Here is a 26934-nt window from a genome sequence, read left to right on the forward strand (position 1 = left end):
CTCGTACCTCACGAATAAATGCAGTCGCGGAGCGTGATCAGCCCCTGCCGCATCTCTGTTTTTGGGGCCACCATAGCGACCCGGATAAATTGCTCGCCCGGGTTTTGCCCCGGATCACCTTGAGAAAGATATGCCCCCGGCAGCACCCGAACTCCGGTCTGCTGCCACAGTTTCAATGCGGTTTCCTCGCCATTATCCACCGGCAGCCACAGAAAGAACCCTGCCTCGGGCGGCATATAGCCCTGGATGCCTGCAAACACCTGGTCTGCGATTGCGTATTTCTCCTGATACAGCGCCCGGTTTTCGGCCACATGCGCCTCATCGGCCCAAAGTTTCGCGGCAGCGGCCTGTAATGGCAGAGGTAATGGCGCTCCCGCATAATTGCGTAACTGCTTGACCCGCTTGATCGTTTCCGGCCCGCCTGCAATCAGACCTGACCGCAGCCCGGCCACATTCGACCGCTTTGACAGCGAGTTGAACAGCGTGACCCGTTCGGGATCAGCGCCCAGTTCCTTTGCGACCGTCAAAACACCCGTTGGCGCTGTGTCGCGGTAAATCTCGGAATAGCATTCATCGGCGAAGATGCGGAAATCATATGTCTCGGCCAGCCGGATCAGCTCGGCCCAATATTCGCGCGTGGCCACTGCGCCCTGCGGGTTGGCGGGGGAGCAGATATAGGCGGCGACGGTGCGGTTCAGCACATCGGCGGGCAAACCGGCATAGTCAGGCAGATGATCTGTGGCCGCCGTGGCAGGGACAAAAACCGGCTCGGCCCCGACCGAAATCGAAGCAACCATATAGACCTGATAGAACGGGTTCGGGCACAGAATAACCGGCTTTTGCCCGTTTTTCTGCTCGGGGCACAGCGCCATTGCGGCGTTATACAGCCCTTCGCGCGTCCCGTTCAGGGCCATAACCTGCGTGTCCGGGTCCATCGTGACGCCATAGCGGCGTGCAATCCAGTCAGTGATCGCGCCGCGCAGCTCGGCCGAGCCCTCATTCGGCGGGTATCCCTGAAACCCGGCAGCGTTTTCCGCGATAACATCGCTGACCCAGGCAGGAAATGCGTGCATCGGCTCACCAATGGTCATGTGAATCACTTCACCGCCCGGTTGGTGATGATCCAACAGGGTGCGCAGGCGCGGGAATGCGTATTCCGGAAGGTTCGAAAACCGCTCGGGGAAATTCATAACTACTGCCTCAATATCGGGATCATTCCGCCCCGTTTTCAAGCAGGTTACAGGCCGGGCGGGGCTTCGTCCAGACAAAGAGGTGCCGAATCAGGGGATTGTGGCATTCAAGCCAATGCGGCCTCGGCCGCGGAACCAAGCCGCAAAAGCGCCTCTTCGGACCCCGGATAACCCATCATCATCAGCCCGCAGCCCGGTTTTCCGGTCGGCAAGGTCAGCGCTGCCAGCCCCATGAGGTTGCCGATCCGGGTGTTCCGCAAAGCCAGCAGGTTTTCGGTGACGTAATAGTCATGATCGCTCATCAGCCGTTCAAGATTGGGCGGCAGGATCGGTGCAGTTGGGGCCAAAACGGCGTCAAACCCGGCAGTGGCCACGTCCCATGCACCGCGACAAGCCTTCAGCCTTGACCAGGCTGCAACATAATCGGGGCCCGAAGCATTTCGTCCGGCACGGAACCGTTCGAGTATTTCGGGATACATCACATCTGGGTTGGCCTCGATCACATCGCGCCACAGGCCATAGGCTTCGGTGGTGTAAAGAACCCCCGACAGCCCCATCGCGTCGGTTAGTTCAGGGACCTCAAGAGGCAGGATGTCTGCACCGGCCTCACGCAACCGATCCAGGGCATCCTCGTAAGCGACACGCGGTTCTGCGCGCAAATCATCCTTGGCAACAGTCTGTAAATCCGCGAAACGACGCCCCTTTAGATTGGCTCCGCGCAAATCAGCTGGCGTACCGCCCTCCAGCATGGCCAGCATATGGGCCGCATCTTCGACCGAGCGGGCCAGCGGTCCAACGGTATCAAACCGCAGGCACAACGGGACTGTACCCTCCAGGCTGACCCGCCCGGCAGTGGTTTTCAGCCCAACCAAATTGTTCCAGGCTGACGGTATCCGCACTGACCCACCAGTATCCGAGCCGATCGCGCAAGCCGCCAATCCCCAAGCCACGGATGCCGCAGCCCCCGAAGATGATCCTCCGGGAACCGCATCCTCATCATCTATGCAGGGCGGCGTTCCGGTGATTGGATTCAAACCCAGGCCGGAAAAGGCCAGCTCGCTCATATGGGTTTTGCCAAGGCATACAGCGCCCATGGCACTGGCATTTCGCAGCACGATTGCATCAGTTTTGGGAACCCGATCTTTCAGCAGTGCCGTTCCTGCCTCGGTGGCAGTCCCGGCAGTATCGAACAGGTCTTTCCAACTGATCGGCACCCCATCCAACAATGATCGGCGCAATCCCAGCTTGGCCCGTTCCTGCGCCGCCTCAGCCTCGGCTCGGGCGCGCGCTTCGGTCACGCGGGCATAGATTCGGTCGCGATGCGGGTGGGCTGCTATCGCAGTCAGAAAGGTCTCTGTCAGTTCAACCGGGTCAATCTGGCCCATGCCAATGCCCCGACCCAGATCACAAGCCGTCATCGACAACCAATCCTGCATCACTGCCCCCTTCGATTTCTGCATTCCCAGCGACGGTAGCGACAGGACCGCACATGGACAATCCCGAATGGGCGCGCATAGTGCGCAGCATGGAACAGAGCTCGGATATCCTGATCGTCGGCGGCGGCCTGAATGGCCCCGCTTTGGCTTTGGCACTGGCACAAACAGGGCACAGAGTTACCGTCATTGACGCGCTGGCCGAAAAGGTTCGCAAAAATGCGGCTTTTGACGGCAGAGCCTATGCGTTGGCCCTGGCCTCGCAGCGCCTGCTAGAGGCGATTGGGGTTTGGACACGGGTTGCCAAACACGCCCAGCCAATGCTCGAAATCAAGGTCACCGATGGCCATGCAGGCGCTGGCCCGTCGCCGTTTTTCATGCATTTCGACCATGCCGAGATCGAAGAAGGTCCGATGGGCTTTATGGTCGAAGACCGCCACCTGCGCCGTGCCTTTCTGGACGCGATGGCCGCGGAAAAGGCCATTACCCAGATCAGCGGCAAGACGGTAGTGTCACAGCAGACCTCGGGAACAGGCGTCAGCCTGACATTGGATGATGGCGCGGTCGTCAAGGGTGCGCTGCTGATCGGATGCGATGGGCGTCGCAGCGGCACAGCGGAACGTGCCGGGATCAAACGCACAGGATGGGATTACGGGCAGACCGCGCTGGTCTGCGCCATCGAACATGACTTGCCGCATCACGGCATCGCGCATCAGTTCTTCATGCCACCCGGCCCTTTGGCCATTCTGCCTCTGACCGGCAATCGCAGCTCTATCGTCTGGAGCGAGCGAACAGAAATGGCCAAGCGCATCAACGCCCTGCCCGAGGAGGACTATCTGCAGGTCCTGCGCCCCAGATTCGGCGATTTCCTGGGCGAAATCCGTCTGGCCGGAGATCGGTTTACCTATCCGCTGAACCTGACCATCGCCAACTCTTTCATCGGAGAACGGATGGCACTGGTCGGAGACGCAGCCCATGGAATGCACCCGATTGCAGGCCAGGGCCTGAATGCGGGCCTGCGCGACGTGGGCGCCCTGGCCGAGGTACTGACCCTGGCCGGACGGCGCGGGGAAGATATTGGTTCGCCACTGGTTTTGGAGCGTTTTCAGGAATGGCGACGGTTTGATACCGCGTCTTTGGCGATGGCGACGGATGTGTTCAACAAACTGTTTTCCAACGACAATCCTCTACTACGGATCGGACGGGATATCGGGATGGGCGTCGTCGGGTCACTACCCGGCCTGCGTCGCGGTTTCGTGCGCGAGGCCGCCGGCCTGACTGGGGACCTGCCAAAACTACTGCAGGGTCGGGCGATCTAGTCCAGCTCGCGCGCCTCATCCACCAACATGACGGGAATGCCATTGCGGATCGGAAAGGCCAAACCCGCCGCTTTTGACACCAGTTCCTGCTTTTCAGCGTCATAATGCAGCGTTGTATGCGTCTTCGGACAAATTAGCGCCTCAAGCATGTGGCGGTCAAAAGCGTGTTCAACGGTGGTCATTGTAGTGTTTCCTCATTCGCTCCGCCGCGCATGGCGAATTCAATCAGTGTCACCAAAGTCTCGCGCCGGGTGCGCAAACAGGGAGCCTCTAGCAAGGCTTGTTTTTCTTCCGGATCAAAATCCAGCAACATCGACAGCGAATTCACAAGCAGTTCATCATTCGCGTCTTTCAACATATCCCAATCAGCCGACAACTTTCGCGACGAAAAGAACTTTTCCAACAGCTTCAAAAGCCCCACGCGATCAAAGCCCTCGTCGTGCTCGACCTTGCCAAGATCACGGTCAAACCCGCGCCAGGTCACGTTACAACGGCGGTATGGGGTAAATGCATCCAACTCGGCCTGAATACGGAACCGGGAGATGCCAGTCAGAGTGATCAGATAGCGGCCGTCTTCAGTTTCGGAAAACTGCGTCACCCGCCCTGCGCAGCCAATTTGGTGCAGCTTGTTTTCGTTGCTTTGACAGGGATTCGGTTGAACCAACCCGATCAACCGTTCCTGGGTTTTCAAAGCGTCGTCCAGCATCTGCAGATAGCGCGGCTCAAATATATGCAGCGGCAAGCGCGATCGGGGCAGCAACAGCGCCCCGGGCAAAGGGAAAACGGATACCGTTTCCGGCAGATCAGCGGGATGCATCATGTACCCGAGTGTAGCTCTGATCCAGAATTAGGCAAATATCATCGAGCTGAGCTTGCGCCGCCCGTTCAGAACAATCGGATCATTAGGTTTGAGCGCATCAAATATCGTGAACAGCTGAGACTTGGCCGCGCCTTCGTTCCATTCACGGTCACGGCGGAACATTTCCAGCAGCTGCGCCACCGCCTCTTCAACCTCGCCATTGGCATGCAGGGCCTGCGCCAGATCGAACCGTGCCTGATGATTGTCAGGATCGGCCTCAACCGCTGCGGTCAATTCGGCCACCGGGCCGGCATCTGCCGCTTGCTTGGCCAGTTCCAACTGTGCGTTTGCCGCTTCAAGCTCTGGCGATGTGGAAATCTCCGCCGGGGCCCCGTTCAAAATTGCCTCGGCCTGCTCCAGATCACCCGTGGCGATATGCGCGCGTACCAGCCCGCCATAGGCAGCGGCGTGGTTCGGATCTTCGCCCAGAATGGCGGCAAAGGTCTGTGCCGCATCCCCCGCAGCACCTTCGGTCAACATTTCCTCGGCCGCCTCAACGGCATCGTCCAGTTGACCACCAGGGCTTTCGCCGCCTGTCGCCTCGATCACACGGTCGACAAAGGCCTTGATCTCGGACCCGGGCACCGCGCCCTGAAACCCGTCAACCGGCTGACCCTTGTGAAAGGCATAAACGGTCGGAATGGACTGAACCCGCATCTGTGAGGCGATCATCTGTGCTTCGTCCACATTGACTTTGACCATCTTGACCGCACCCTTGGCGGCGGTCACAGCCTCTTCCAACAGCGGGCCCAACGTTTTGCATGGGCCGCACCACGGCGCCCAGAAATCAACGATGACCGGCACGTCCTGCGAGGCTTCGACCACATCCGCCATAAAAGTGGCTTCGGTCCCGTCCTTGATCAGATCGGTGGCGGGGGTGTCTGCGCCGTTCAGAAGGTCCATGGCTGTCACTCTTTCGATTAAACTTGCGCTCTATATGCAGTCGCTTGACCCGGAAACCAAGGGCAGAGTTTTACGTCAGACGTCAAAGGTCGCAAAGACCGGGGCGTGATCACTGGGCTTTTCCCACCCGCGCGCGTTGCGCAGAACGCGGCTGGAATGGCCTGCATTCGAGATATCCGGGGTCGCCCAGACGTGATCCAGCCGCCGCCCCTTGTCGGCCACGTCCCAATCCCGCGCGCGATAGGACCACCAGCTATAAAGCTGCCCTTCGGGGATGTCCTGCCGGGTGACATCGACCCAACTGCCTGAGTCCTGTGTTTCGGCCAAAGCCTCGACCTCGACCGGTGTATGCGAAACGACCTTGAGCAACTGTTTGTGCGACCAGACATCATCCTCACGCGGAGCGATGTTCAGATCACCAACCAGAATGGATTTTTCCGGCTTTTCCGCGTGGAACCAGTCACGCATATCGGTCAGGTAATCCAGCTTCTGGCCAAATTTCTCATTCACCTCACGATCCGGCACATCACCGCCCGCAGGGACATAGAAATTGTGAATCGTCACGCCGTTTTCCAGCCGCCCCGCGATATGGCGCGCATGGCCGAGATCTGCGAAATCCATGTCTCCCGCCTCGACCATCGGCAGGCGAGACAGGATCGCAACGCCGTTGTAGCCCTTTTGCCCGCGCGCAACCATGTGAGTGTAACCCAGTTCGGCAAACCCTTCGGTGGGGATCTTGTCCACCGGAGACTTGCATTCCTGCAGGCACAGAACATCCGGCGCCTCTTCGCGCAACAATTTCAGCACGATAGGCTCGCGCAGGCGGACCGAGTTGATGTTCCATGTGGCAAGAGTAAAAGGCATAGGGAATTCCTCTGTCGCGGTTGGCGCACCCTAACGCGGTGCTTTCACAGGTACCATCGTAAAAGAAATTATCAGGACGGATGCCCTGAGGATTGGGGCGCATCATCGCAAATCTCGTACCAATGCGGTATCTCAGATACGGATTCGTGAAACTGGACTTTCAGATCAAACGGAGTGTCCAGCGCATTAGCCGCAATCGGAAAACTGTCCGCATCAGCCAGAATTTCACCAAGCGACGTCCCACAGGTATCGCAGAAACACCTGCCATATTTATAGGGCGGTTCAGGCTGGTAAGTGACAACTCGGTCCTTACCGTCCAGCCAAACAACATCATCTTTCTTGACGAAGACAACAGTGCTTGCACCTGCCTTCCGACAACGCGAACAATGGCATGTTCCCATAACCGAAGGTTCACTGGTAAGTTGGAATTTTATGGCGCCACACAGGCAACTTCCATGAATCACTTTCGCCTCCAATTTTGCATTCCAGAAATAGAACATTACATGAACATATAGTTTGTCGCAATCCGCTAGGAGCCGCAAAACATTTTGCAGCACAAACAAAAAAGGCCGGGCCATAAGGCCCGGCAGTCCAACAGGGAGGTACATGTCATTACCCGGACATGTACGGGTTGGGAGTAACTTAAAGATGTCTACAGGGTATCACTTTGATCCAAGTCAATCCACATCAAGTTACGATACCAAGCGATATCCACCCGATTCTGTGACCAAAAGGCGCGCGTTGGATGGATCGGGCTCGATCTTCTGACGCAGGCGATAGATATGAGTTTCCAGCGTATGTGTGGTGACACCGGCATTATAGCCCCAGACCTCATGCAGCAGAATGTCACGGGCGACGACACCGTCGGCGGACCGGTACAGGAACTTGAGGATATTGGTTTCCTTCTCGGTCAGTCGAATCTTGCGGTCTTCGTCGGTGATCAGCATCTTCATCGCCGGCTTGAACGTATAAGGCCCGAGTACAAATACCGCGTCTTCTGATTGTTCATGCTGGCGCAGCTGCGCACGGATACGTGCCAGAAGGACCGGAAACTTGAACGGCTTGGGAACATAGTCATTGGCACCGGCATCCAAACCCAGGATGGTGTCCGCGTCACTGTCATGACCGGTCAGCATCAGGATCGGGCTTTTCACACCTTGCTTGCGCATCAGGCGGCACAGCTCGCGCCCATCCGTGTCGGGCAAGCCAACATCCAGAATGACCAGATCGTAAATCGCCTCGCGAGCCCGCTCCATGGCTGATGCCCCGTCCGACGCTTCGAATACATCAAAATCCTCGGTCATCACGAGCTGTTCGCTCAACGCTTCGCGCAGATCCTCATCATCATCCACTAGCAGGATTTTCTTTAGCTGTGCCATATCCGGTCCTCCTAAGCCCTTTTCCACCACTTGCGCGCGAAAGATGCAATCAACAAGGTTTGCTGCAACCGTTTCACGCCCTCGTGTCTCAGGATGAGGAATTGTTTCACATTTCCTTTTGATCAGGCTACATGAAGGGCTGATCGTTACAGGGTAACAACAGATGAGTCTTATCCCGGATATCTCGGAACTGCTTGCTCGGGCACGGGCTGACCTGCGCATGGGCTTGCCGGTCGCCCTGACGGATGACACCGGCTTTAGCGTACTGGCCATTGCGTCGGAAACGCTGAGCGCACAGCGGCTTGCCGACTTGCAAGGTCTGGGTGGCGATCCTGTAGTCGCAGTGACTGTCCGACGGGCCGAGACATTAAAGGCACGGGCCTATGACGGTGACCTGGCGCGTGTGATCGTTCCGGCAGATGCCGATGTTGCCTGGGTGCAGGCGGTGGCCGATCCCTCGGACGATCTGAACGCGCCTATGAAAGGCCCACTGATGACAGAGCGTCAGGGCAACGCCAATCTGCATCGCATTGCCATTGCTTTGACCAAGTCAGCCCACCTTCTGCCGGCGGCAATCGTTGTTCCTGTTCAAGATGGTCGAACCTTCGCTACTGCACATGGCCTGACATGTATTGACCATACCCGCGCCGCGCCACATCTGTCGGATCGGAGCCTTTTGAATGAGGTCGTGGCCGCCCGACTGCCGATGGAGGTATCCGAAGCCGGGCGCCTGCACGTTTTTCGCCCTGAAGATGGCGGCGAGGAACATTACGCAATAGAGATCGGCCGCCCCGACCGCAGCAAACCGGTATTGGCTCGGCTGCATTCGGCCTGCTTCACCGGTGATCTGATGGGCAGCTTGAAATGTGATTGCGGGCCACAACTGCGTGGGGCCCTGGCCCAGATGGGGTCTGAAGGGGCAGGAGTACTTCTGTATCTGAATCAGGAAGGCCGCGGGATTGGCTTGGCCAACAAGATGCGCGCCTATTTCCTGCAGGATCAAGGGTTCGATACAGTCGAGGCCAATCACCGTCTCGGGTTCGAGGATGACGAGCGCGATTTCCGTCTGGGCTCGGACATCCTGAAATTGCTCGGCTTCAGTTCCGTAAGGCTGTTGACCAACAACCCCGCCAAGATCGCGATGATGGAGAAGACCGGCATCGCCGTCACCGAGCGCGTCCCGCTGAAAGTCGGCGAAACTGCCCATAACCGCGACTATCTGGCCACCAAAGCAGCCAAGTCGGGACATTTGCTGTGACACCCGCAGATCTGGTTCTAACCCGCCGCGGCGTTCGTTTTCGCGGCGGGTATTTTCCCTGTTCGATCGGGAAAGGTGGGTTAAGCAACAGCAAGCGTGAGGGGGACGGCGCCACGCCGACCGGCTGCCTCTACATCGTTGGTATGCTGTACCGGCCCGACCGGCTCGCAAGACCGTCGCCTTGGGCCATCCCAATCGGTCCTCAGGACCTCTGGTCAGATGATGTGCAAGACACGCAGTACAATCATATGGTCAGCGCACCTTATCCTTTCAGCCACGAAAAACTCCGCCGCGCGGACCCGCTTTACGATCTGGTTCTGATCACTGACTGGAACTGGCCCAATGCGGTGGCCGGGCGCGGTTCAGCAATATTCCTGCATCAATGGCGACGGCCCGGTTTTCCTACAGAAGGCTGCGTTGCCTTTCGGCGCGACCATCTGCGGTGGATCGCACGTCGAATCGAGCCGGGCACGCGGCTGATTATCCCTCAGGCTTAACTCGTTCACCGAAAATGGCCGAGCCGACGCGCACATGGGTCGCTCCAAGTGCAATGGCCTGCTCGAAATCGCTGCTCATCCCCATGGATAGCCCTTTCAGACCATTGCGTTCAGCTATCTTGGCAAGCAAGGCGAAATGCAGAGATGGCTCTTCCTCGACAGGTGGAATGCACATCAGGCCCTGAATCGGAAGGTCGAGCCCGCGGCAATCGGCAATAAATGCATCCGCCTCGGCGGGTAGGATTCCTGCCTTTTGTTCTTCTTCACCGGTATTGACCTGAATGAACAGATCCGGGCAAGTGCCGACCTCTTGCGCGAGCCGGGCCAGAGTATTGGCCAGTTTGGGGCGGTCAACAGAATGGATCGTGCTGAACAGCTCGAGCGCCTGACGGGCTTTGTTCGTTTGTAGGGGGCCAATCAGATGCAAATCGACATCCGGATATTGCAGCTTGAATTCCGGCCATTTTCCGACGGCTTCTTGAACCCTGTTTTCACCGAAACAGCGATGCCCTAAAGCAAGCACTTCCGCTACACGCTCATTCGGCTGAACCTTTGACACGGCGATCAGCTTCACGGCCCCGACGCCCCGCCCCGAGGCAGTTTCGGCTTTGGTTATCCGGGCAGAAATTTCTTGCAGCGACATTTGGGTCCTCGATCAGTTATGGGCGAAGAAAAACACTATGTCGGACAAAAAGAAAAGGGCAGGTCCGAAGACCTGCCCTTAAACCTTGCGGCTCAGATCAACTTAGAAGTTGAACTGTGCACCAAAGTCGGCACGTGTGGTCGAGTCGTCACAGACGTCACAGTCGCTGACACCTACACCACCGCGCAGCGATACACCGCCACCCAGGTCGTAGATGGCGCCGATGCCGTACTGCTGCGTGTCCGCATCAGCGTTACCGTCACCGTAGGCGAAGGTCAGAGTGGTCGCGGCGCCAACATTGTAGGCACCCGATACACCCCAAGCAGTGCCGTCGGTGGCGTCAACTTCGGTTTTATCGTCAGCAACAAACAGCGTACCCGAGAAGTCGCCGAATTCTGCACCCAGGGTGAAGACCAGCAGGCTTGGATCGTCGCCACCAGTGCCCGCGTCAGTTTGACCATAGGCCAGCGCTGCAGTGATGTTGTTGAAGGTGTAAGTCGCGCTTACGTCCCAACGATCCGCGTCGGTTGTGCTGCCACCACCGTTAAAGATAGTTGCTTGGTCGTACGACGCACCAAAGGCGAAGTCACCAACTGCGTACTGGAAGAACACAGCGTTCGAACCCGAACCGGTCGACGAGTAACCCAGGAAGCTATAGTCAACGGCAGAATACTGACCGATGAAGTTTTCCAGGCCAGGCTCGTTACCGTAGTAGTTTGCCAAGTTGTCGAAAGAACCAGCAACGTTGCCGGCGTCAACACGCAGACCACCGTAGATGACCGAGAAGCGCGCGCCGTTCAGGCCAGCCGAGTTGGCTTCGCCGGTGGACGAGTCTTCGTCAGCCTGCAGACGTACACGAGCCGAGAACTCAACGCCGCCATCGGTTTCGGCTGTGCCGTCGATGTTCAAGCGGAAGCGCGAGACCAGGATTGCGTCGTCAGTGTCGTTCGCGAACACGTTAACGTTCTGAACAGTTGCACTACTTGCAGTAGTGGTGGTGGTAGTGGTGGTGGTGGTGGCCGCTGTGCGGTCCTCCTGATAACCAATACCAAAACGGCCGTAGCCGCTGAACTTAACTTCGGCCGCTGCAACACTTGCGGTTGCAATCAGTGCGGTCGATGCGAAGAGAACTTTTTTCATCTTGTTTCCCTCGGTTTCAAAAGTTTTTTAACTCGACACGTGCTTAGGCACATGTCTCAGCACGGGAACCGTTTCGCCCTTTTTGCCCCTGTCACGCAAGCTTGGCATAAAAACTGACGCGCATTGGCCTAGAATTGGTGCAAGGATGCCACAGTCTGATTTGCCCACTGAATCAACCCCGAAGCCTGCTCTGGATGTGACAAGATTAAGCTTGTTGACGAACCAGACCTTGTCTAGGAGTAACGTGAATAACCTAAAACCAACGAAACGGAACCTGTCCAACATGCGCCTGCAGACAATTTTCGGTTTGATCATAGTGACAGCCGCGGTGTCGGCTTGCGGACAGAATCGCAACGCAGAACCCAGTGCAACGCCACTCAATGTGGATGGCGGTCGCTCGGACGAGCGTGAGCTGAACGATCCGAATCGCTCAACGATCTGGGATGTATTCAACACCGCAGACGCCGAGCAGGTTACCAATGTGAACCGCTATCTGTGGGCTGCCTCGCTGGATGTCCTTAACTTTCTGCCTGTGCAGGAAGTCGATCCCTTTACCGGTGTAATCGTAACAGGTTACGGCACGCCTCCGGGTGGCGGACGGCAATACAGGGCCACGGTTCACATCAGCGATCCCGCCCTGGCGGCACGATCCTTGTCGGTTGCGCTGCAGACCAGCGGGGGTGCCCCGGTCAGCGCGGCAACCACACGCGCAATCGAAGATGCAATCCTGTCCCGCGCCCGTCAGCTGCGCATTGCGGACAACAAGCTCTAGCAACCCGCTTCAAATCACAATATTACCACGCCGGGTTCATGCCCGGCGTTTTCATTACGAAGGACCGCACGATGTCGCGCTATTCGGCCACCGAAATCGAAGCAAAATGGCAAGAGGCCTGGGACAAGGCCGGAATCTTCACCGCCAACCACAAGGCGGACAAGCCGAAATACTATGTGCTTGAAATGTTCCCCTACCCGTCTGGCCGCATCCATATGGGACATGTGCGCAACTATACGATGGGCGACGTAATCGCGCGCCACAAGCTTGCGACCGGCCATAACGTGCTGCACCCGATGGGATGGGACGCGTTCGGGATGCCTGCAGAAAACGCTGCGATGGCTATTGGCGGTCACCCGAAAGACTGGACCTATGGCAACATCGCCGACATGCGCAGCCAGATGAAGCCTCTGGGCCTGTCCATCGACTGGTCGCGCGAATTTGCCACCTGCGACCCGGAATATTACGGCCAGCAGCAGGCGCTGTTTCTGGATATGCTCAAGGCCGGTCTGGTTTACCGCAAGAACGCCGTGGTGAACTGGGATCCGGTCGATATGACCGTACTGGCCAATGAACAAGTCGAAGGCGGGCGCGGCTGGCGCTCGGGCGCATTGGTTGAACGGCGCGAGCTGACGCAATGGTTCTTCAAGATCAGCGATTACTCTGAGGAATTGCTGGATGCGCTGGACACGCTGGAGAACTGGCCGGCAAAAGTGCGCCTGATGCAGGAAAACTGGATCGGCAAGTCGCGTGGATTGCAGTTTGGCTTTGAACGCGTCGATAGTGGTGAGCCAATCACCGTCTATACAACGCGCCCCGATACGCTGATGGGGGCGTCTTTCGTCGGCATCTCGCCGGACCATCCGATTGCCAAGCAACTTGAGGCCGAAAACCCCGAAGTTGCTGAGTTCGTTGCCGAATGCCGCAAGGGCGGCACCACGGAAGAGGCCATAGAGACCGCCGAAAAGCTGGGCTATGACACTGGTATCAAGGTCAAACACCCGCTGGATCCGAATTGGGAGCTGCCGGTCTGGATCGCCAATTTCATCCTGATGGATTACGGCACCGGCGCCATCTTTGCCTGCCCGGCCCACGACCAGCGCGACCTGGATTTCTGCCGTAAGTACGGTTTGCCCGTCGTCGACACGTTCTTTGCGCTTGATAATGACACGCCGGTCGACAAAACCGCATTCGTTCCGCCGAAAACCGAAAAAGTCCGCTGGGTAAACCATTTTGCCGGGCTGACCGACGCCACGGGTGATGACGCAATCAACACCACCGTCGATTTCGCCGAAAAAGCGGGCTGGGGCGAAGGCGTTACCAAATACCGTCTGCGCGATTGGGGTCTGTCGCGTCAGCGCTATTGGGGGTGCCCGATTCCCGTGGTGCATTGCGAATCCTGCGGCGTGGTGCCCGAAAAGAAAGAAAACTTGCCGATCCGCCTGCCCGACGATGTCACTTTTGACAAACCGGGCAATCCTCTGGACCGCCACCCGACCTGGCGCGACTGCGCCTGCCCGTCTTGCGGTGCGCCATCCAAGCGAGAAACCGACACGATGGATACGTTCGTCGATTCGTCGTGGTATTTCGCCCGCTTTACGGCTCCGCACGCGGAAACCCCGACCGATCTGGCCGAGGCTGAATACTGGATGAATGTCGATCAATATATCGGCGGCATCGAACACGCTATCCTGCACTTGCTCTATTCCCGCTTCTTTGCGCGGGCGATGCAGATCACTGGCCATTTGCCGAAAAAGGCCATCGAGCCCTTTGATGCCTTGTTTACCCAAGGCATGGTCACGCACGAGATTTATCAAACCCGCGACGCCAATGGCCGTCCGGTCTATCACCTGCCCGAGGATGTGACCGACGGCAAACTCGCCGATGGCACGGAGGTCGAAATCATCCCCTCGGCCAAGATGTCGAAATCCAAGAAAAACGTGGTCGACCCGGTCAGCATTATCTCGGCCTTCGGCGCGGATACCGCGCGCTGGTTCGTGTTATCCGATTCACCGCCCGAGCGGGATGTGGGTTGGACAGCATCAGGCGCAGAGGCTGCATTCAAGCACCTGAACCGTGTCTGGAACCTCTGCGACAAGATCGGCGCGATGGACCCCGAGGCAAAAGGCGACGGGGATCAAGACCTGCTGCGCGAGATGCACAAAGCCATCCATGACGTGACGCTTGGTGTTGAAAGCTTCGGCTTTAATGCCGCCATTGCAAAGCTCTATGCGTTTACCAATACGTTGGCAAAATCCAAAGCGGGTGCAGCGGCCCAAAAGCAGGCGATAAAGACGCTGGCACAGTTGATGTCGCCGATGACACCACATCTGGCCGAAGATATCTGGGCGCATCAGGGCGGCGAAGGTTTGATCGCAACAGCCCCCTGGCCTGTCGCGGACGAAGCTATGCTGGTCGATGACACTGTAACCCTGCCGATCCAGATCAACGGCAAACGCCGCGCGGAAATCAGCGTTCCAAAAGATATGGACAAGGCAGAGGTTGAAAAAATCGCGCTCAGCACCGAAGCTGTGCAAAAGGCACTGGACGGTGCCGCGCCGAAGAAAGTGATCGTTGTTCCAGGTCGGATCGTGAATGTCGTTGTTTAATCGCAGAAGCCTTTTGTTGATGCCGCTGGCTGCTTGCTTGCTGGCGGCCGCATGCGGGTTCCAACCCGTTTACGCGCCGGGCGGAACAGGTGAAGCATTGCATGGTAAAGTTGCTGTAACTGAGCCAAATTCCGTGGAAAGCTATTTGCTTGTCCAGAATTTGGAACAGCGGCTGGGCCGGGATGCGAGCGCACAAAAGCTGTATGATCTGGATGTTAAGGTTGCTACGGCCACGCAATCTGCAGCGATCACGACTACCAACGAGACAAACCGGTATACAATCGAAGGGCGCGCGGAATTTTCCCTCAGGTCCGCTGAAACCGGGCGGATTCTGGTATCAGGAAATGTCCATGATTTCGTGGGCTATTCCGCTGCAGGCTCAACCGTCTCAACGCTTGCGGACGAACGTGACGCGACCGAGCGGCTGATGATCATCCTGTCCGATCAAATCGTGAACCGCCTTTATGCAGCACCGGGCCTGACCCAATGAAGCTCAGCCCGCGCGAGGCTGAGGGGTATTTCGCCAAACCGGACGCGGGCAAGGCAGGGTTGTTGATTTACGGATCCGATGCGATGCGTGTGGCCTTGAAACGGCAACAGGTCTTGTCAGCCCTGCTGGGAGAAGGCGCCGAAGAGGAAATGCGCCTGACCCGAATGCCAGGTGGTGATCTGCGCGGGGAACCGGCACTGTTGCTGGACGCGGTCAAGGCTGTCGGGTTCTTCCCCGGCCCACGTGCAGTTTTCGTCGAAGATGCAACTGATGTCGCCGCCCCAGCCATCATTACCGCATTCGAGGATTGGGCAACGGGCGACGCTCAGATCATCGTGACTGCCGGGCAGCTCAAACCCAGCTCAAAGATCCGTAAGGCATTCGAGTTGCATCCCGCAGCCTATGCCGTTGGGATCTATGACGATCCGCCCTCTAGGGCCGAGGTTGAACGGGTTCTGGCACAGGCCGGAGTCAATAACATTCCACCGGATGCAATGTCGGCCATCACCGAACTTGCCACGGCCATCAGCCCCGGGGACTTTACGCAAACCATTGAAAAATTGTCTCTCTACAAGCGCGGAGACGATACTGAATTGGCTCTCGAAGATATCGAGGCCTGTGCACCCAGCTCGACCGAGGCCGCTCTGGACGATGTCCTGAACGTGGTCGCCGAAGGCAGAGCCGGAGAGATTAGCCCGCTGATACGACGGCTGCAATCGCAAGGTACAAATGCGGTCAGCCTGTGTATCGGAGCAACCCGACACTTTCGAACGCTTTACGCCTGTGCCGCCGATCCCGGTGGTGCGGCACAGGGCGTCGGCAAGTTGCGCCCACCCGTCTATGGAAAGCGGCGTGATCGTATTCTGCGGCAAGCACAGGGATGGGGGGCACCCAAACTGCAGACCGCTTTGACCGTTCTGACTGATACGGATCTGTCATTGCGGTCAGCTGGGCAAACGGCCCCAGCCATGGCTTTGGTCGAACGTGCCATGATCCGTCTGGCGATGCTGGCAAAGTCGCGTTAAGCGGTCCGCGCCAGCCAGTTTGCAGCTGATCTCCCGGCCCATCGCCCTGTCGCCAGACAGGCAGTTAGCAGATACCCACCAGTCGGAGCTTCCCAATCCAGCATCTCGCCGGCACAAAACATTCCGGGCCTGGATTTCAGCATCAACCCTTCGTCCAAAGCGCCTTGCCGAACACCTCCAACGGTTGAGATTGCCTCATCCATTGGCCGCAACCCCGCGTGGCTGAGGGGCAGAGATTTCAACGTTTCGACACTCAGACCGCTTCCCTTGTTCATCTCGTGATACAGAGCGATCTTTTGCGGAGACAGATGCAGAGATTTCTTCATCCATTGCGACTGCGTCGTCTTGGATTTCTTGGCTGCAATTTTCTGCTGCAAGGTAGTTACATCCAGATCGGGAACCAGATCAACACTCAACGGCGCTCCTTCTCGCAAAGCGGGCGTCAGGGAATAGAGCCCTCCGCCTTCAAGGCCTTTGGATGAAATCGTCGCCTCGCCGCGACTGATCACATCCCCGGCAGTCCACCTAACGGATTTGATCGCAGCGCCGAAATGCGGCTGCATATGTGCGCTCCAATCCACTGACAGGGCCGAGTTCGCCGGGGCAAATGGCAACAGGTCGACACCCGCCCCTTGCAACAGTGGGGCCCAAGCTCCATCCGATCCCAATCGCGCCCAGCTTGCGCCGCCCATGGCCAGAATCGTCGTGTCAGCCTCAATCTGCCGTTGACCTTTCGGAGTATCGAATTCCAGAGCATCGCCGTTCCATCCGGTCCACCGCCATCGGGTTTTGATTTGCACACCAGCCGCATCAAGACGCCCCAGCCAAGCCCGCAACAGAGGTGAGGCCTTCATAGCCTTTGGAAACACTCGCCCCGTTGAGCCTGTATATACCTCTTGTCCCAGATCACGCGCCCAGTCCTGAACGGCGGCAGCATCAAATTCCGCCAGCATGGGGCGCAGCCACTCAGCACCGGGTCCATAAGACAACAAAAGTGTTTCGAGCGGTTCATTCTTGGTTAGGTTCAGGCCAGACTTCCCTGCCATCAAGAGTTTTCGGGCAACCGAGGGTTTGGCCTCGGCCACCAGCACATCATGACCTGCGGCGGCAAGTTCACCCGCCGCCATCAGGCCCGCTGGCCCGCCTCCGATCACGACGGCTTGTGCCATTGCTGTCCTCTTGCCTTTTGCGCCCTGCGGCGCGACGTTACGCTGATATGACCGACCGCGACCCGATCTGCCCCCTCTGCGACCGGCCGATCCCCGATGGGAACGGCAGCCTGCACCATCTGATCCCAAAACTGAAAGGGGGCAAGGGCGGCCCCACGGTTTTTCTGCATGTGATCTGCCACAAAGAGATCCACGCCACCCTGACCGAAGCGGAGCTGGCACGGGATTTCAATACGATCGAAGCATTGCGCGCCCACCCTCGCCTAGAAAGATTTCTGAACTGGATTCGCAAACGGCCCCCTGATTTTCGATCCAAAGTGCCGAGAAAACGGCGTCGTCGGTAATCAGCCCGGCAGGACAGGGTCGCCAAAAGCATCATGGCCGGGCTGGGCCAAGCCCTGCATCTCAAGCCCCCGAAAATCGGGGGCCCGAGCAAACGTAGCACCTGCGCTGTGCTGAAACTCGAGCGTGGTATAGGGGCGTTTCCAAAGCCATTCGCGGTTCTCAACAGACCACAGGTCAGCATTAGGGGGAACCTCGTCGGTGAAGGCATAAAAGTGCAGATCGAACCCATATTGTGCCACATCCTGCACAGATAACAGCTGCATCCCCTGTGCACGACAAAAGGAATCCTCGGCCGCGATGTTCCCGGTGCGCAGGGTGATTTGTCCAATACGCGCATCCGCGAAAGGGGTCTTGGGATCGGCGATACCGTCCGGGCGATTGCCACGGAAATCGTGTTGCAGCAGTTCGATCACGAAACCCTCGGGATCAGTCAGGTGGCACATATAGCCGATATCCAGAAACTGGTCCGGCTCTGAAACCTCGATGTCTTTTTCGCGCAGATAGGCGGCGGCCAGATCAACATCCGGCAGGGTGATGCCGATCTTCCAATATCTCTGGCCCCGATCATGTGTGTACCCGCCCCCGCCGGGCATCAAAAGCAGATCGGCATCCTGCCCGACATATCCCAATCGCAGGCTTGCGCCCTGCCGGCGTGCAGTCATACCCATTGCATCCCCGTAAAACTCGGCAAGACGATCCGTGTCAGCCACGCGCAGACGCAGGGCAGACAACCTCATGAACATAACCGCGCGATACCGGTCGCAATTTCAGGATTGGCGGCGACGCTGTCAGCCACCAGATCAAGGGAGGTCTGCATCAGGTCTTCAGGTGCAACTACGCGATCGACCAGCCCAAAGGCATAAGCCTCATCCGCAGTGATCTTTTGCCCGGCCATCAAGATCATCTTTGTCCGAGCCGGACCGATCAGGGCCGCCATGCGTGCGGGATCAGAGGGTTGTGGCAGAAAACCCAGCTTCATCACCGGATAAAAGAACTTGGCTTCCGGTACGGCGATGCGGATATCGCAGGCCAGAACCATGCCATTGGCCCCACCAGCCAGCGTTCCGTTCAGTGCGGCAACCGTCAGGCAGGGTAACGCGGCGATAGCAGCCGACAACCGCTCCCACAGATCCGAGGTCGCCAGGCCGGCGCGCGCCTCTTCCAGATCGGCGCCGGCGCTGAACACTTTGCCAGCCCCGGTCAGGATCAGCGCACTTGCGTCGGTCGCGGCCTCGGCAATCTCGCACAGCTCGGTCAGCATCGCAGCGGTCAGCGCATTTGCCTTGTCGGGGTTGTTGAGCGTGACTGTCCACAGCCCGTCCGCTTTGTTCAATTCAATCACGTCAATCCAACCCTTTGCCGAATATCTTCGCGCCGTAGCGAAATTTCGGTGCCTAGAAACTCATCCGCGTCTGACGAACACATCCACAACAGCGCCCGCGCCGGCCAATCGGCGGGGATATGATCGGTCCAATCCAACTGGCTGACGGCGTTGATCCCGCTGGCCTTGATGACCCGCTGCATATCGGTTGCAACCGTGCCGGGCGACAGGCCCATGGCGCGGATCCCATTTGAGGATTCCTCAAGATGCAGACATTCCGTCAGCATCTTGGCACCGGCCTTCGAGGCGCAATAATGGCTCCAGGCCTCGACTGGGTTCGACGCCGCACCGGAAGAGACCGTCAGGACAGTCCCCCCACCCGCAGCGCGCATAACCGGCAGCGCGGCACGCATTCCGTGAAATACACCCTTGAGGTTGATGTCGATCGCCTTGCCCCATGAGGCAACATCAGCGCTGGATAAATGGAAGATCGGGTCTATGACACCCGCATTGCCGATCAGAACATCCAGTCCGCCAAACTTGTTTACACACTCTTCCACGGCCAGCTCGACCTGGGCGAAGTCACTGACGTCGCAGGCCAGTGCAATAGCGTTTTCACCAAGCGACGACGCCAGTTCCTGAATTTGATCCCGATTACGCGCCACTAGCACGACATTAGCCCCTGCTGCGGCAAATACGCGCCCTGCCTCGGCCCCGATGCCGCGACTGGCCCCAGTGATCAGTACGGTTTTCCCTTGCATAAGGTTCCAGTACCTCCATTGTCCTGAGAATTAATGAACCTCTATCCTGCGAACGGGGAATGGGTCCAGCCCTTCCCCCTTGACGCCCGCCGCCACCGGCATCACCATGCGCGCAAATTTGATCAAGAAGGGTTCTATGATGTCCGTTTTTCTCCGCCGCACCTGCGGCGCAGTTCTGGCCTACACTGTCATTTCGCAGGGGGCGCTTGCCGACGTTACTCCACAGGAAGTCTGGGATGACTGGCAGTCCTATCTGGCGCAGATGGGCTATACTGTATCAGGTGACCAGACAGATACCGGCAATGGTATCACCATCGAAAACCTGACGATGTCGATGGATCTCCCGGAAGAAGAGGGATCGTTCAGCATGGCCATGCCTGAAATGACCCTCACCGACAATGGCGACGGGAGCGTCAATATTGGTGTCCCGGAAAGTTTCCCCATGACCGTCACCGGCAATGTCGATGGTCAGGACGAGTCATTTACAGTCGATATCGAATACCTCCACAGCGGGCTTGTTATGACCGTCTCTGGCGATCCGGATGATGTGACTTACGATTACTCTGCAGACAGCCTTGGAATCAAACTGGGTAACATCGAAGTCGACGGTGAAACGTTGCCGCCCGAAGTGGTTGGTGGCTACCTTGAAATGGCGGATGTGAGCGGCAGCTCGCAAATGAAGATCGGCGAAAACCGCGATGTCGACCAAAGCTTTACGGCATCAGAGATGACCTACAGCTTGGCATTTCAGGATCCCGAAAGCGACGATGCTGGAAAATTCGACGGCACGCTTGGCGATCTGGCCTTCGACGGCACCAGCATTATCCCTTCAGATTTCGATCTCTCTGACCCGCAGGCAATCTATGAAGCTGGCTTTGCGTTCTCGGGCGTCTTTACCTACGGATCGGGCCAGACCTCGATGGCGGGCAGCAGCGAAGGCGAAGACTTTACGCTGGCCAGCGAATCCGAAGGTGGACGACTTTCCGGTAGCATCGACGCCAACCGACTTGAATATGACGTCGAACAAAACAGCGCCAAGATTGCTGTAACCACTGCGGAACTGCCCTTTCCAATCGAAATTGCCATGGAAAGTGCTGGTTTCAAGTTCGAATTCCCGCTCCATGAATCTGAAGAGATTCAGCCCTTTGGCCTGGCCATGAACCTGTCGGACTTCACCATGTCAGACGTACTGTGGAGCATTTTTGACCCCGCAGCCGCCCTGCCACGCGATCCGGCCACGATTGCGCTGGACCTTTCCGGTACGGCCAAAGTGCTGACCAACCTCTTTGACCCAGAGGCCGTAGAGGCGCTTGAGTTTGCGGACGAAGCGCCGGGTGAATTGCACTCTCTGACGATCAACGAGTTGCTGGTCTCTATGGTCGGTGCGGAACTGTCCGGCGATGGCGACTTCACCTTCGACAATTCCAACACTGAGGAACTGGGCGGTCTGCCGACCCCCGCTGGCGTTGCGAACCTGCAACTGGTTGGTGCGAATGCCCTGATCGACACTCTGATCGGTATGGGTCTGATTGCCGAGCAAGACGCAATGGGCGCGCGAATGATGATGGGTCTCATGGCAGTGCCAGGGGAAGAGCCCGACACGCTGAATTCGACAATCGAGTTCAAGGAAGATGGTCAAATTCTGGCCAATGGACAGCGCATCAAATAAAAGAAACAGGGAAGGCGGCCCGGCTGCCTTCCCTTTTACGACGAGCGCCGGCGAACACGCCGGAACAGCACCGACCCACCGCTGCTGACACGTTGATCGTAGGCAAACCCAAGTGCCGAAAGATGATCGAAACAAGCCTTGATCCCGTGCAATCCGATCTTACGGGTGTGGACCTCAAGATAGACTTTCTGGACATTCACAAGATCGACCCCGTCGAACAGAAACTTCTCGCCTCCTTCGATATCGACGATCAGCACGTTGGCTTCAAAGTCCCGCAGAATTTCTGACAGAGGACGTTCCGGCACGCTGACCTCTCTGACATAGTCCGGATCAGGGTCCAGAGATGAGGACCAGAACGGTTCACGTATGTAAAATCGGGCGGTTCCGGGAACCCGTGTATCGCCGAGAGCAACCGCGTTCACCACCTCGACATTCGCAATGTCATTTGCCTTGTGGACACGGCCGATGAATTCACACAGCGTCGGGTTCGCCTCGATGCACATTGCGTGGCGTACACCAAGCTGCGTCACCAGATAGGATGAGATGAAGCCGATCCCAGCGCCCAGCTCTACCACGCGATCCTTCGCGTCGATGAATTTCGGCAGACCGGTCACTTCGTCTTTTTCGTAACGCTCGGCCAGGATTGAACGCTTGACCTTAGGCGTAATGATCTGCGGATCATCGGGGATCGTAACCCCGCGCAGCGATAGATTGTTCTGCATGTTGTGGCCTGCCCGTTCTTCCTGCCCAGTCGTCTCATTCTCATCCACTTGGATCAACTACTAACCTACGGCTAAGGACAAAACAGCGGAATTATTGCAGCCACATGCGAAATTCGCCTTTCTGGCCTTTCTGCAAACCCCCGAAAATGACCGCAGGTCTTGCGGGACGGACGGGCGGACGATAGGTCCAAAGAAACAAGACCGGAGGCCACATGATGCGCACACCCGAAGAGATCAGCCAACACCTGCTGGATGCGGCACGTAAGGCCGGGGCTGAGGCCGCGGATGCCATCGTGCTGGACGGGTCTTCGGTCTCGGTAGAGGTACGCTCTGGCGCGCTTGAGGCCGCCGAGCGGTCCGAGGGCACCGATCTGGGACTGCGGGTGTTTCTGGGCAAGCGTCAGGCCATCGTCTCAAGTTCCGACAGCCGCCCCGAAACCCTGACGGCCATGGCCGAACGCGCCGTTGCCATGGCTCGCGAAGCGCCCGAAGACCCGTTTACCGGTCTGGCGGATGAGGCTCAGCTGATCCGGGATTGGGATATTCAGGCGCTAGAACTGCGCGATCCCGCGCCGGAACCCACGGCCGAAGACCTTTTGCAGGACGCTCTGGCGGCGGAATCCGCGGCGCTTACGGTCGACGGTGTCACACAAGTGTCGGATGCCGCAGCCGCCTATGGCACCCACCGCGTGCATCTGGCCGCCACCAACGGCTTTTCCGGCGGGTATGAGCGCAGCAGCCGGTCGACCTCCTGCGTGGCAATCTCGGGCCAGGGCACCGGGATGGAGCGGGATTACGACGGCGACAGCCGCACCTTCCAAAGCGATTTGCGCAGCCCGGACGAGATTGGCCGGACCGCAGGCGAACGTGCAGTGGCACAGGTCGGCGCGCGCCAGCCTGCAACAGGCGTCTATCCGGTTCTGTTCGATGAACGGATTTCCTCGTCGCTGATCGGGCATCTTCTGGGCGCCAGCAACGGCACATCCATCGCGCGCGGCTCGTCCTGGTTGTCGGATAGCCTAGGACAGCAGGTTCTGCCGGAATATCTTTCGCTGATCGAAGACCCACATCGCCCGCGCATGTCCGGGTCGCGCCCCTTTGATACCGAAGGCCTGCCCACACAACGCCGGGCGATCATCGAAAACGGTGTATTGACGGGCTGGACATTGGACCTGTCCAGCGCACGCAAGCTCAAGATGGCCTCGACAGGAAATGCTACGCGTGGCGTGTCCGGGCCTCCGTCGCCCAGCAACTGGAACCTGAGCCTGACACAGGGCGAGCACAGCCGCGCAGAGCTGCTGCGCGATATGGGCACCGGATTGTTGGTGACGTCGATGATCGGATCGACCATCAACCCCAATACAGGGGATTACTCTCGTGGGGCTTCGGGCTTTTGGGTCGAAAACGGAGAGATCACCCATCCGGTCAACGAATGCACCATCGCCGGAAATCTGCGCGATATGCTTCTGCGGATTATTCCGGCGAATGACGCCCGCCCCTATTTGTCGCGTGTGGTCCCATCGTTGCTGATCGAGGGAATGACACTTGCCGGCAACTGACCTGCCCCTGCTGATTGACGCCGCGCGCGAGTCTGGAAAGATCGCAACCCGGTATTCCGGGTCAAAAGCACAACGCTGGGATAAGCCCGATGGTGCAGGCCCGGTAACCGAGGCTGATCTGGCCGTGAACGCGATGCTCGAACAGCGCTTGCCTTCTGCGCGACCGGGTTACGGCTGGCTCAGCGAAGAGACCGAGGACACCCAGCATCGCCTGTCCCGGGACCGGGTTTTTATCATTGACCCGATCGACGGCACCCGCAGCTTCACCGAAGGTTCCTCGACCTGGGCGCATTCCCTGGCTGTGGCGGAACATGGTCAGGTGACGGCGGCGGTCATTTATCTGCCCTTGCGTGACCTGTTGTATGCGGCGGCCAAGGGCCAAGGGGCCACACTAAACGGCGCGCCGATTGTCGTATCGGACACCCAAGACATCACGACGGCCGAGATCCTGGCCGCGAAACCCAATCTGGACAGCCGGCACTGGTGTCAGGGCCGGGTTCCTCAATTCCGTCGAATCTATCGCCCGTCGCTTGCCTATCGGTTGGCATTGGTCGGGCAGGGTCGCTTTGACGGAATGTTGACACTGCGCCCCAGCTGGGAATGGGACATCGCGGCAGGGGATTTGATCGTCCAAGAGGCAGGTGGCATATGTACGGACCGGCTTGGCGCCCCACTGCGCTTTAACAACCCACACCCGCGCCTGAATGGTGTCATCGCGGCAAATCCGCCATTGCACCGGCAACTGGCGGATCAGATTGACCCAGACAGTGCGGGCATTGCGCCATGAGCAAACCGCGATCCCTTAGTCTGGCGGCCTATCGCGTGCTTTCGTGGGGCGTACCCGGCAACGGGGACCAACCCTATGTGCCCCGACCATCAGGAGATCTGATCTGGATTCACATCGCCAATCCGGGTCGCCTTCGCGCGATGATGGATTTCTGCCACAGGCTGCTGCAGTCGCGCCTGGGCCTGTCGGTTGTCCTGTCGGCCCCACCCGAAGCGGACTTGAGTCAGTGGGACTGCTCGAAATACATACTTGTGAACCTACCTTCGGAACAAACCGGCGCCGCGCGGGTGTTTCTGGACCATTGGCGTCCGAATATTGGCATTTGGGTTGGCGGCGGGCTGATGCCCAATGTGATTACCCGTGCCCACGAGCGCGAAGTGCCGTTGATCCTGATCGAAGCTGAAATCGACCTGAACACCGCGCGTGGGACCCGGTGGCTGCCCGATATCAGCCGGTACACTCTCGATTGCTTTCAACGAATTCTGGCTACCAGCAACGAAACGGCCCGGCAGATCCGCAAATTGGGAATCGCCTTCACCAAGGTCAGCGAGGCGCCTCCTCTGCTGATAAGTCCGAACCCTTCTCCGTGGCCCGAAGACGAACTGATCGAAACCAATCACGCCTTTTCAAGCAGACCCATATGGCTCGCGGCCTGGGTGAAGGATAAAGAGTTCATCTCGGTCCTCAGCGCCCACCGTCAGGCCATGCGGATGCTGCCCCGGTTGACCTTAATCCTGCATGTCGCCGACATACAGGAAGCCGCCCCACTGCACCGGCGGCTCGAAGCCATGGACTTGCGCTGCATCAACTGGGACGATGGCGGCATGATTGAAGATACCACACAGGTCGTCTTGTCCTCGGACCCAGAGGTTTTGGGCTTGTGGTACCGTGTTTCGGCAGTGTCCTTTATCGGCAACTCGCTCGAACGGGGCGACGGGGGACAGGATCCGTTTGGTGCGACCGCCCTGGGATCGGCTGTCATACATGGCCCACATGTTGACCAGCATCAGACAGCCTACGATCAGCTGGACCAGGCAGGCGCCGCTTTAACGGTCCGAACCGCAACCGAACTTGGGGATGCCGTGGTAGAGCTACTTGCGCCTGACCGCGCGGCGGATATGGCTTTGGCAGGCTGGCAGATCGTGACCGACGGCGCGCCGCAATCAGATCAGCTGATCGAACTGGTACAGGACTATCTGGACGAACGGAGCACCGACGATGCGGGCACCTGACTTTTGGAACACCGCTCCGGATCAGTTGGACCTCAGGGCCCGGCTGCTGTCCCCGTTGGGACGGGTTTATGCGGCGGCGACAGCCCGCAGGTTGGCCTCGGAAACAGGTTTCAACCCAGGCGTCCCCGTTATCTGCATTGGAAACCTGAATGCAGGCGGGACCGGCAAAACACCAACCGTGATCTGGATGATCGAACAGCTGCGGGACGCGTGGCATCAGACCCATGTTGTCACCCGAGGCCACGGCGGCGCACTGACAGGACCTGTGCGCGTCGATCCTGGCAAACATACGGCGGCAGAAGTCGGGGATGAACCGCTGCTGCTGGCCGCATTTGCGGATGTCTGGGTGGCCAAGGAGCGCGCCGCGGGCGCAAAAGCCGCTGCCCAGGCCGGGGCAACGGTAATCCTGTTGGATGACGGGTTTCAGAACCCCTCGGTCGCCAAGGATTTCTCGGTCATCGTAGTGGATGCCGAGCGGGGGTTCGGCAACGGATTGTGCCTGCCTGCGGGTCCACTGCGGGAACCGGTCGATGTGGGGCAGCAACGGGCCGATCTGGTGCTGTCGCTGGGCGGCACAGACGCGCAGACAAGGTTCGCCGCCCGCTGGGGCGACATGCTGACGGTTCCGCATGCCACCGGCGCGGTCGAGCCGCTGCAGACCGGAATGGAATGGACCGACACGCCAGTTCTGGCCTTTGCCGGTATCGGCCATCCGGAAAAGTTCTTTGCCACATTGCGCCAACAGGGCGCCAAATTGCTGCGGGCCGAAGCGCTGGACGATCACCAGCCCCTGACACCGGCCCTGATGATACGGTTGGAAAATGAAGCGCGCCTGCTGGGCGCTCAGATGGTCACAACGGAAAAAGATGCGGTTCGTCTGCCAGCCGCGTTTCGCAGCAAGGTCATCACCCTGCCCGTCCGGCTGAATATGGACGAGGGCGGCCGGGTCAAACAGTTGCTACTGCAGGTCGCGCCTTCGCCCTGAAGG

General features: G+C 58.4%; 28 protein-coding genes. 13 read left to right on the forward strand and 15 right to left on the reverse strand.

What is annotated here, in order from left to right; translation table 11 throughout:
• Nucleotides 1-8: 8 nt before the first annotated feature.
• Both AC2FHX_RS15840 and AC2FHX_RS15845 read right to left on the reverse strand, forming a co-directional pair.
• Nucleotides 9-1190 carry an aminotransferase class I/II-fold pyridoxal phosphate-dependent enzyme gene (locus AC2FHX_RS15840; RefSeq protein ID WP_496702689.1) on the reverse strand — a complete coding sequence of 394 codons (1182 nt, stop codon included), beginning with the start codon at nt 1188-1190 and terminating at the stop codon, nt 9-11.
• Nucleotides 1191-1297: 107 nt separating this feature from the next.
• A complete protein-coding gene (locus tag AC2FHX_RS15845; protein ID WP_496702691.1) occupies nt 1298-2626 on the reverse strand; it encodes an amidase in 1329 nt (442 codons plus the stop codon).
• Between the two features lie 53 nt (nt 2627-2679).
• On the opposite strand from AC2FHX_RS15845, the gene AC2FHX_RS15850 reads away from it, so the two are divergent.
• Nucleotides 2680-3942 (forward strand): FAD-dependent monooxygenase, encoded by a 1263-nt coding sequence (locus AC2FHX_RS15850; protein ID WP_496702693.1) that lies wholly within the window; start codon nt 2680-2682, stop codon nt 3940-3942.
• On the opposite strand, the gene AC2FHX_RS15855 is transcribed toward AC2FHX_RS15850, so the two are convergent.
• The 6 genes from AC2FHX_RS15855 to AC2FHX_RS15880 form a co-directional block, all read right to left on the reverse strand.
• Nucleotides 3939-4124 carry a Trm112 family protein gene (locus AC2FHX_RS15855; protein WP_142637084.1) on the reverse strand — a complete coding sequence of 62 codons (186 nt, stop codon included), beginning with the start codon at nt 4122-4124 and terminating at the stop codon, nt 3939-3941. The genes AC2FHX_RS15850 and AC2FHX_RS15855 overlap by 4 nt on opposite strands.
• Complete coding sequence (locus AC2FHX_RS15860) at nt 4121-4762, reverse strand: LON peptidase substrate-binding domain-containing protein (protein WP_142637086.1); 642 nt, start codon at nt 4760-4762, stop codon at nt 4121-4123. The genes AC2FHX_RS15855 and AC2FHX_RS15860 overlap by 4 nt, the downstream gene beginning before the upstream one ends.
• Nucleotides 4763-4789: 27 nt before the next feature.
• Nucleotides 4790-5704 (reverse strand): thioredoxin, encoded by a 915-nt coding sequence (gene trxA, locus AC2FHX_RS15865; protein WP_496702695.1) that lies wholly within the window; start codon nt 5702-5704, stop codon nt 4790-4792.
• A 75-nt stretch (nt 5705-5779) separates the two neighbouring features.
• A complete protein-coding gene (locus tag AC2FHX_RS15870) occupies nt 5780-6568 on the reverse strand; it encodes an exodeoxyribonuclease III (RefSeq protein ID WP_496702697.1) in 789 nt (262 codons plus the stop codon).
• A gap of 71 nt (nt 6569-6639) precedes the next feature.
• A complete protein-coding gene (locus AC2FHX_RS15875; protein WP_496730921.1) occupies nt 6640-7032 on the reverse strand; it encodes a GFA family protein in 393 nt (130 codons plus the stop codon).
• A 228-nt stretch (nt 7033-7260) separates the two neighbouring features.
• Nucleotides 7261-7947, reverse strand: a complete 687-nt coding sequence (locus AC2FHX_RS15880; protein WP_142637092.1) for a response regulator transcription factor — start codon at nt 7945-7947, stop codon at nt 7261-7263.
• A gap of 163 nt (nt 7948-8110) precedes the next feature.
• Here AC2FHX_RS15880 and ribA point away from each other — a divergent pair, with 163 nt between their 5' ends.
• Nucleotides 8111-9205 (forward strand): GTP cyclohydrolase II, encoded by a 1095-nt coding sequence (gene ribA / locus AC2FHX_RS15885; protein WP_271949672.1) that lies wholly within the window; start codon nt 8111-8113, stop codon nt 9203-9205.
• On the forward strand, nt 9202-9702 hold the full coding sequence (locus AC2FHX_RS15890) for a L,D-transpeptidase family protein (RefSeq protein WP_496702701.1): 501 nt from the start codon (nt 9202-9204) through the stop codon (nt 9700-9702). The genes ribA and AC2FHX_RS15890 overlap by 4 nt, the downstream gene beginning before the upstream one ends.
• Here AC2FHX_RS15890 and AC2FHX_RS15895 read toward each other — a convergent pair.
• Entirely contained in the window at nt 9686-10345 is a 660-nt protein-coding gene (locus AC2FHX_RS15895) for a YggS family pyridoxal phosphate-dependent enzyme (RefSeq protein WP_496702703.1), read from the reverse strand. The genes AC2FHX_RS15890 and AC2FHX_RS15895 overlap by 17 nt on opposite strands.
• 102 nt (nt 10346-10447) lie before the next feature.
• Nucleotides 10448-11485, reverse strand: a complete 1038-nt coding sequence (locus AC2FHX_RS15900) for a porin (protein WP_496692521.1) — start codon at nt 11483-11485, stop codon at nt 10448-10450.
• A gap of 283 nt (nt 11486-11768) precedes the next feature.
• Between AC2FHX_RS15900 and AC2FHX_RS15905 the strand changes: the two genes are divergently transcribed.
• The 4 genes from AC2FHX_RS15905 to holA all read left to right on the forward strand — a co-directional run bounded on the left by AC2FHX_RS15905 (nt 11769) and on the right by holA (nt 16381).
• Nucleotides 11769-12257 (forward strand): DUF3576 domain-containing protein, encoded by a 489-nt coding sequence (locus tag AC2FHX_RS15905; protein ID WP_142637277.1) that lies wholly within the window; start codon nt 11769-11771, stop codon nt 12255-12257.
• Nucleotides 12258-12328: 71 nt separating this feature from the next.
• Entirely contained in the window at nt 12329-14866 is a 2538-nt protein-coding gene (gene leuS, locus AC2FHX_RS15910) for a leucine--tRNA ligase (RefSeq protein WP_496702705.1), read from the forward strand.
• A complete protein-coding gene (gene lptE, locus AC2FHX_RS15915) occupies nt 14853-15356 on the forward strand; it encodes an LPS assembly lipoprotein LptE (protein ID WP_142637105.1) in 504 nt (167 codons plus the stop codon). Before leuS ends, lptE begins: the two co-directional genes overlap by 14 nt.
• Nucleotides 15353-16381 carry a DNA polymerase III subunit delta gene (gene holA, locus AC2FHX_RS15920; RefSeq protein WP_496702708.1) on the forward strand — a complete coding sequence of 343 codons (1029 nt, stop codon included), beginning with the start codon at nt 15353-15355 and terminating at the stop codon, nt 16379-16381. The genes lptE and holA overlap by 4 nt, the downstream gene beginning before the upstream one ends.
• Here holA and AC2FHX_RS15925 read toward each other — a convergent pair.
• Nucleotides 16378-17550: a TIGR03862 family flavoprotein gene (locus tag AC2FHX_RS15925; RefSeq protein ID WP_496702710.1), complete on the reverse strand. Its 1173-nt coding sequence runs from the start codon at nt 17548-17550 to the stop codon at nt 16378-16380. The genes holA and AC2FHX_RS15925 overlap by 4 nt on opposite strands.
• Before the next feature lie 47 nt (nt 17551-17597).
• On the opposite strand from AC2FHX_RS15925, the gene AC2FHX_RS15930 reads away from it, so the two are divergent.
• Nucleotides 17598-17894, forward strand: a complete 297-nt coding sequence (locus AC2FHX_RS15930) for an HNH endonuclease (protein ID WP_496702712.1) — start codon at nt 17598-17600, stop codon at nt 17892-17894.
• Here AC2FHX_RS15930 and AC2FHX_RS15935 read toward each other — a convergent pair whose 3' ends face one another.
• From AC2FHX_RS15935 to AC2FHX_RS15945, 3 genes are read right to left on the reverse strand one after another with little or no spacing between them, the layout of a single operon-like run.
• Nucleotides 17895-18632, reverse strand: a complete 738-nt coding sequence (locus AC2FHX_RS15935; RefSeq protein ID WP_496702714.1) for a VOC family protein — start codon at nt 18630-18632, stop codon at nt 17895-17897. It abuts the gene before it with no gap.
• Nucleotides 18629-19237 carry an enoyl-CoA hydratase/isomerase family protein gene (locus AC2FHX_RS15940; protein WP_496692526.1) on the reverse strand — a complete coding sequence of 203 codons (609 nt, stop codon included), beginning with the start codon at nt 19235-19237 and terminating at the stop codon, nt 18629-18631. The genes AC2FHX_RS15935 and AC2FHX_RS15940 overlap by 4 nt, the downstream gene beginning before the upstream one ends.
• Nucleotides 19234-19977, reverse strand: a complete 744-nt coding sequence (locus AC2FHX_RS15945) for an SDR family oxidoreductase (RefSeq protein WP_496702716.1) — start codon at nt 19975-19977, stop codon at nt 19234-19236. Before AC2FHX_RS15945 ends, AC2FHX_RS15940 begins: the two co-directional genes overlap by 4 nt.
• A gap of 139 nt (nt 19978-20116) precedes the next feature.
• On the opposite strand from AC2FHX_RS15945, the gene AC2FHX_RS15950 reads away from it, so the two are divergent.
• Nucleotides 20117-21646 (forward strand): DUF2125 domain-containing protein, encoded by a 1530-nt coding sequence (locus AC2FHX_RS15950; protein ID WP_496702718.1) that lies wholly within the window; start codon nt 20117-20119, stop codon nt 21644-21646.
• A gap of 35 nt (nt 21647-21681) precedes the next feature.
• Here AC2FHX_RS15950 and AC2FHX_RS15955 read toward each other — a convergent pair whose 3' ends face one another.
• Complete coding sequence (locus AC2FHX_RS15955; protein WP_496702720.1) at nt 21682-22416, reverse strand: FkbM family methyltransferase; 735 nt, start codon at nt 22414-22416, stop codon at nt 21682-21684.
• A gap of 164 nt (nt 22417-22580) precedes the next feature.
• On the opposite strand from AC2FHX_RS15955, the gene AC2FHX_RS15960 reads away from it, so the two are divergent.
• The 4 genes from AC2FHX_RS15960 to lpxK are packed head-to-tail and all read left to right on the forward strand — an operon-like array spanning nt 22581 to nt 26931.
• On the forward strand, nt 22581-23927 hold the full coding sequence (locus tag AC2FHX_RS15960) for a TldD/PmbA family protein (protein ID WP_496702722.1): 1347 nt from the start codon (nt 22581-22583) through the stop codon (nt 23925-23927).
• Nucleotides 23914-24714 (forward strand): inositol monophosphatase family protein, encoded by an 801-nt coding sequence (locus AC2FHX_RS15965; RefSeq protein ID WP_496702724.1) that lies wholly within the window; start codon nt 23914-23916, stop codon nt 24712-24714. Before AC2FHX_RS15960 ends, AC2FHX_RS15965 begins: the two co-directional genes overlap by 14 nt.
• On the forward strand, nt 24711-25946 hold the full coding sequence (locus AC2FHX_RS15970; RefSeq protein ID WP_496702726.1) for a 3-deoxy-D-manno-octulosonic acid transferase: 1236 nt from the start codon (nt 24711-24713) through the stop codon (nt 25944-25946). The genes AC2FHX_RS15965 and AC2FHX_RS15970 overlap by 4 nt, the downstream gene beginning before the upstream one ends.
• Nucleotides 25933-26931, forward strand: coding sequence for a tetraacyldisaccharide 4'-kinase (lpxK, locus tag AC2FHX_RS15975; protein WP_496702728.1), 999 nt, complete (start codon nt 25933-25935; stop codon nt 26929-26931). The genes AC2FHX_RS15970 and lpxK overlap by 14 nt, the downstream gene beginning before the upstream one ends.
• Nucleotides 26932-26934 lie beyond the last annotated feature (3 nt).

Source organism: Ruegeria sp. CDSC042, assembly GCF_059610745.1.

Excerpts from the sequence above, each read along its gene's own strand:
- leuS (WP_496702705.1), top strand. The coding sequence starts at position 12,329 with ATGTCGCGCTATTCGGCCACCGAAATCGAAGCAAAATGGCAAGAGGCC.
- AC2FHX_RS15930 (WP_496702712.1), top strand. The coding sequence starts at position 17,598 with ATGACCGACCGCGACCCGATCTGCCCCCTCTGCGACCGGCCGATCCCC.
- AC2FHX_RS15905 (WP_142637277.1), top strand. The coding sequence starts at position 11,769 with ATGCGCCTGCAGACAATTTTCGGTTTGATCATAGTGACAGCCGCGGTG.
- AC2FHX_RS15970 (WP_496702726.1), top strand. The coding sequence starts at position 24,711 with ATGAGCAAACCGCGATCCCTTAGTCTGGCGGCCTATCGCGTGCTTTCG.
- AC2FHX_RS15945 (WP_496702716.1), bottom strand. The coding sequence starts at position 19,977 with ATGCAAGGGAAAACCGTACTGATCACTGGGGCCAGTCGCGGCATCGGG.
- AC2FHX_RS15950 (WP_496702718.1), top strand. The coding sequence starts at position 20,117 with ATGTCCGTTTTTCTCCGCCGCACCTGCGGCGCAGTTCTGGCCTACACT.
- AC2FHX_RS15960 (WP_496702722.1), top strand. The coding sequence starts at position 22,581 with ATGATGCGCACACCCGAAGAGATCAGCCAACACCTGCTGGATGCGGCA.
- trxA (WP_496702695.1), bottom strand. The coding sequence starts at position 5,704 with ATGGACCTTCTGAACGGCGCAGACACCCCCGCCACCGATCTGATCAAG.
- AC2FHX_RS15870 (WP_496702697.1), bottom strand. The coding sequence starts at position 6,568 with ATGCCTTTTACTCTTGCCACATGGAACATCAACTCGGTCCGCCTGCGC.
- AC2FHX_RS15895 (WP_496702703.1), bottom strand. The coding sequence starts at position 10,345 with ATGTCGCTGCAAGAAATTTCTGCCCGGATAACCAAAGCCGAAACTGCC.
- ribA (WP_271949672.1), top strand. The coding sequence starts at position 8,111 with ATGAGTCTTATCCCGGATATCTCGGAACTGCTTGCTCGGGCACGGGCT.
- AC2FHX_RS15860 (WP_142637086.1), bottom strand. The coding sequence starts at position 4,762 with ATGATGCATCCCGCTGATCTGCCGGAAACGGTATCCGTTTTCCCTTTG.
- AC2FHX_RS15855 (WP_142637084.1), bottom strand. The coding sequence starts at position 4,124 with ATGACCACCGTTGAACACGCTTTTGACCGCCACATGCTTGAGGCGCTA.
- AC2FHX_RS15850 (WP_496702693.1), top strand. The coding sequence starts at position 2,680 with ATGGACAATCCCGAATGGGCGCGCATAGTGCGCAGCATGGAACAGAGC.
- AC2FHX_RS15935 (WP_496702714.1), bottom strand. The coding sequence starts at position 18,632 with ATGAGGTTGTCTGCCCTGCGTCTGCGCGTGGCTGACACGGATCGTCTT.
- AC2FHX_RS15880 (WP_142637092.1), bottom strand. The coding sequence starts at position 7,947 with ATGGCACAGCTAAAGAAAATCCTGCTAGTGGATGATGATGAGGATCTG.
- AC2FHX_RS15925 (WP_496702710.1), bottom strand. The coding sequence starts at position 17,550 with ATGGCACAAGCCGTCGTGATCGGAGGCGGGCCAGCGGGCCTGATGGCG.
- holA (WP_496702708.1), top strand. The coding sequence starts at position 15,353 with ATGAAGCTCAGCCCGCGCGAGGCTGAGGGGTATTTCGCCAAACCGGAC.
- AC2FHX_RS15900 (WP_496692521.1), bottom strand. The coding sequence starts at position 11,485 with ATGAAAAAAGTTCTCTTCGCATCGACCGCACTGATTGCAACCGCAAGT.
- lpxK (WP_496702728.1), top strand. The coding sequence starts at position 25,933 with ATGCGGGCACCTGACTTTTGGAACACCGCTCCGGATCAGTTGGACCTC.
- AC2FHX_RS15840 (WP_496702689.1), bottom strand. The coding sequence starts at position 1,190 with ATGAATTTCCCCGAGCGGTTTTCGAACCTTCCGGAATACGCATTCCCG.
- AC2FHX_RS15845 (WP_496702691.1), bottom strand. The coding sequence starts at position 2,626 with ATGCAGGATTGGTTGTCGATGACGGCTTGTGATCTGGGTCGGGGCATT.
- lptE (WP_142637105.1), top strand. The coding sequence starts at position 14,853 with ATGTCGTTGTTTAATCGCAGAAGCCTTTTGTTGATGCCGCTGGCTGCT.